We start from the raw sequence: 4,306 nt of genomic DNA, 5'->3' as shown, positions 1-4,306 counted from the left end.
GCAGCCGGGTGACGAGTACCGAAGTGACCACCGGATCCGAGGACTCGGGACCCAGCGGCTATGCGGCGGCCCGGCTGCGCCTCCTCCAGGAGGAGGCGCACTCCGGGCCGCCGCGCCGGGCCGCCCTGGCCCGGCTGACCGACGACTGGCTCGACGGGCTCTTCACCGCGGCCGCCGAGGACGCGGGCGTCCGGGGTGCCGCACTCGTCGCTGTCGGCGGGTACGGCCGCGGTGAACTCTCCCCGCGCAGCGACCTGGACCTCCTGCTCCTGCACGACGGGACCGCGGACGCCAAAGCCGTCGCCACCCTCGCCGACCGGATCTGGTACCCCGTCTGGGACCTCGGCCTCGCCCTCGACCACTCCGTACGCACTCCCGGCGAGGCGCGCAGGACCGCGGGGGAGGACCTCAAGGTCCAGCTCGGCCTGCTCGACGCGCGGCCCGTCGCCGGAGACCTCGGCCTCGTCGCCGGACTGCGGACCGCGATCCTCGCCGACTGGCGCAACCAGGCCCCCGCGCGCCTCCCCGCCCTCGACGAGCTCTGCCGCGAGCGGGCCGAGCGCATGGGCGAGCTCCAGTTCCTCCTGGAACCCGATCTCAAGGAAGCCCGCGGAGGTCTCCGCGACGCCACCGCCCTGCGTGCCGTCGCCGCCTCCTGGGTCGCGGACGCGCCCCGCGAAGGGCTCGCCGAGGCCCGGCGCACACTCCTCGACGCACGCGACGCCCTGCACCTCACCACCGGCCGGGCCACCGACCGCCTCGCCCTGCAGGAACAGGACCAGGTCGCCGGAGCCCTCGGCCTCCTCGACGCCGACGCCCTGCTGCGCCAGGTCTACGAGGCCGCCCGGACCGTCTCGTACGCCACCGACGTCACCTGGCGTGAGGTCAACCGCGTCCTGCGCTCCCGCTCCGTGCGGCCCCGGCTGCGGACGATCCTCGGCGGCGGGGCCAAGGCCGCGCCGGAACGCACCCCGCTCGCCGAAGGCGTCGTCGAGGCCGACGGCGAAGTGGTCCTCGCGCGCACCGCCCGGCCCGAGCGCGACCCCGTCCTCGCCCTGAGGGCCGCCGCCGCGGCAGCCGAGGCCGGGCTGCCGCTGTCCCGCCATCTCGTGCGCCACCTGAGCACCGCGGCCCAGCCGCTGCCCGTGCCGTGGCCCGCCCAGGCCCGCGAGGAGCTCGTCACCCTGCTCGGCGCCGGCGAAGCCACCGTAGGCGTCTGGGAGGCCCTCGAAGCGGAAGGCATCGTCACCCGTCTGCTGCCCGACTGGGAGCGGGTCCACTGCCGCCCGCAGCGCAACCCCGTCCACACCTGGACCGTCGACCGCCACCTCGTCGAAACAGCCGTCCGCGCCTCCCACCTCACCCGCCGGGTCGGCCGCCCCGACCTCCTCCTGGTCGCCGCCCTGCTCCACGACATCGGCAAGGGGTGGCCCGGGGACCACTCCGTCGCGGGGGAGGTCATCGCCCGTGACATGGCCGCCCGCATCGGCTTCGACCAGCAGGACGTGGGCGTCGTCGCCACGCTCGTACGCCACCACCTGCTGCTCGTCGAGACCGCCACCCGGCGCGACCTCGACGATCCCGCGACCCTCCGCTCCGTCGCCACGGCCGTGGGCAGCGCCTCCACCCTGGAACTCCTGCACGCGCTCACCGAGGCCGACGCGCTGGCCACCGGTCCCGCCGCCTGGAGCTCCTGGCGCGCGTCCCTCGTCACCGACCTCGTGCGGCGCGTCGCCGCGCTGCTGGCAGGCGAGGAACCCCCCGTACCGGAACCGCTCGCGCCCAGCGCCGAGCAGGAACGCCTCGCCGTCGAGGCACTGCGCACCGGTGAGCCCGTCCTGTCCCTGCACACCCGGCCCGAACCGGCCTGCGAGGACGGAGAAACCGAACCCGTCGGCGTCGAACTCCTCATCGCGCTGCCCGACCGCCCGGGTGTCCTGCCCGCGGCGGCCGGGGTGCTCGCCCTGCACCGCCTCACCGTGCGCGCCGCCGACCTGCGCGCCGTCGAACTCCCCACCGGGCTGGACGGACCGGCCGGACTGCTGGTGCTCAGCTGGCGGGTCGCGGCCGAGTACGGTTCCCTCCCGCAGGCAACCCGGCTGCGCGCCGATCTCGTACGCGCCCTCGACGGCTCCCTGGACATCCGGGCCAGGCTCGCCGAACGCGAGGCCGCCTATCCGCGGCGGCGCGGGGTGAAGGCCCCGCCCCCCCGGGTGACCGTGGCGGCGGCGGGCTCCCGCCTGGCCACGGTGATCGAGGTCCGCGCCCAGGACGCCCCGGGGCTGCTGCACCGGATCGGCCGGGCGCTGGAGCGGAGTGCGGTGAGGGTGCGCAGTGCCCATGTCTCCACGCTGGGGGCCAACGCCGTGGACGCCTTCTACGTCACGGACCCTGACGGTGGACCACTGTCCCCGGAACGGGCCGCGGAGGTGGCCGGGGAGGTCGAGAGGGAGCTCGGCTGACCCGCTGCCCCGGGCCCGTTCGTCACGAGAAACGGGCGAAGGCTCCGCGTTCTCCGGGGTCCGGATACCCTGGAGGGCGACTGACCTGCCACGCCCCCGACCCCGAGGACCGACGAGCGCCGTGTTCGATACTCTCTCCGACCGCCTTAGCGCGACTTTCAAAAACCTCAGGGGCAAGGGCCGCTTGTCCGAGGCGGACATCGACGCCACGGCTCGCGAGATCCGTATCGCCCTGCTCGAGGCCGATGTCGCCCTCCCCGTCGTCCGCGCGTTCATCGCCAACATCAAGGAGCGGGCGCGCGGCGCCGAGGTCTCCCAGGCGCTGAACCCCGCCCAGCAGGTCGTCAAGATCGTCAACGAGGAGCTCGTCGGCATCCTCGGCGGCGAGACGCGCCGGCTCAGGTTCGCCAAGAACCCGCCCACCGTGATCATGCTCGCGGGTCTGCAGGGTGCGGGTAAGACGACCCTCGCCGGAAAGCTCGGCCTCTGGCTGAAGGCCCAGGGCCACTCCCCGCTGCTCGTCGCCTGCGACCTCCAGCGCCCCAACGCCGTCAACCAGCTGAGTGTCGTCGCCGACCGCGCCGGTGTCGCGGTCTACGCGCCGGAGCCGGGCAACGGGGTGGGCGATCCGGTCAAGGTCGCCCAGGACTCCATCGAGTTCGCCAGGTCCAAGGTCCACGACATCGTCATCGTCGACACCGCCGGCCGTCTCGGCATCGACGAGGAGCTGATGCGGCAGGCCGCGGACATCCGCGACGCGGTGAGCCCCGACGAGATCCTCTTCGTCGTCGACGCGATGATCGGCCAGGACGCGGTCAACACCGCCGAGGCCTTCCGCGACGGTGTCGGATTCGACGGCGTGGTGCTCTCCAAGCTCGACGGTGACGCCCGCGGTGGTGCGGCGCTGTCGATCGCCCACGTCACGGGCAAGCAGATCATGTTCGCGTCGAACGGTGAGAAGCTCGAGGACTTCGACGCCTTCCACCCCGACCGCATGGCCTCACGCATCCTCGACATGGGTGACCTGCTCACCCTGATCGAGCAGGCGGAGAAGACCTTCAGCCAGGAAGAGGCCGCCAAAATGGCCTCCAAGCTGGCGTCGAGCAAGGGCAAGGACTTCACGCTCGACGACTTCCTGGCACAGATGGAGCAGGTCAGGAAGATGGGCTCCATCTCCAAGCTGCTCGGGATGCTGCCCGGCATGGGGCAGATCAAGGACCAGATCAACAACATCGACGAGCGTGACGTCGACCGTACGGCCGCCATCATCAAGTCGATGACCCCGAAGGAACGCGCCGAGCCGACGATCATCAACGGTTCGCGCCGGGCCCGTATCGCCAAGGGCTCCGGCGTCGAGGTCTCCGCCGTGAAGAACCTCGTGGAGCGGTTCTTCGAGGCCCGCAAGATGATGTCGAAGATGGCCCAGGGCGGCGGCATGCCCGGCATGCCGGGGATGCCCGGCATGGGTGGCGGCGCCGGCCGTCAGAAGAAGCAGGTCAAGCAGGCCAAGGGCAAGCGCAAGAGCGGCAACCCGATGAAGCGCAAGGCCGAGGAGCAGGCCGCGGCGGCCCGTCGGGAGCAGGCGGCGCAGGGCGGCGCGTTCAACCTGCCCGCCCAGGAGGACAAGAACTTCGAACTGCCGGACGAGTTCAAGAAGTTCATGGGCTGACGGTCAGGGAGACGTGCGAAGGGGCGCCCCGCCCGGCGGGGCGCCCCTTCGCGTTCCCGTCAGGTCACGCACACCAGGTAGCGGAAGACGTTCGGCATCCACACCGTGCCGTCGGGCCGCAGATGCGGATGCAGAGCCTCCGCGACCTCCTTCTCCACCTGGGTACGGTCCGTCG

At 72.5% G+C, this 4,306-nt stretch carries 2 protein-coding genes and 1 pseudogene; 2 read left to right on the top strand and 1 reads right to left on the bottom strand.

Annotated features, from left to right (window positions below):
• Window positions 1-8: 8 nt before the first annotated feature.
• The gene (locus VN520_RS37545; protein WP_325751433.1) at window positions 9-2,462 is read left to right on the top strand and encodes a [protein-PII] uridylyltransferase; all 2,454 of its coding nucleotides are present in this window, start codon (window positions 9-11) and stop codon (window positions 2,460-2,462) included.
• Between the two features lie 121 nt (window positions 2,463-2,583).
• The gene (ffh, locus tag VN520_RS37540) at window positions 2,584-4,131 is read left to right on the top strand and encodes a signal recognition particle protein (RefSeq protein WP_325751432.1); all 1,548 of its coding nucleotides are present in this window, start codon (window positions 2,584-2,586) and stop codon (window positions 4,129-4,131) included.
• A gap of 59 nt (window positions 4,132-4,190) precedes the next feature.
• Here ffh and VN520_RS37535 read toward each other — a convergent pair.
• Window positions 4,191-4,306: pseudogene (locus VN520_RS37535) on the bottom strand (SAM-dependent methyltransferase); the annotation flags it as partial.

The sequence above is a fragment of the Streptomyces sp. genome, from assembly GCF_035563135.1.
In the GTDB taxonomy this organism is placed as follows: Bacteria; Actinomycetota; Actinomycetes; order Streptomycetales; family Streptomycetaceae; genus Streptomyces.
This window is presented reverse-complemented; position numbering and strand designations above follow the sequence as displayed.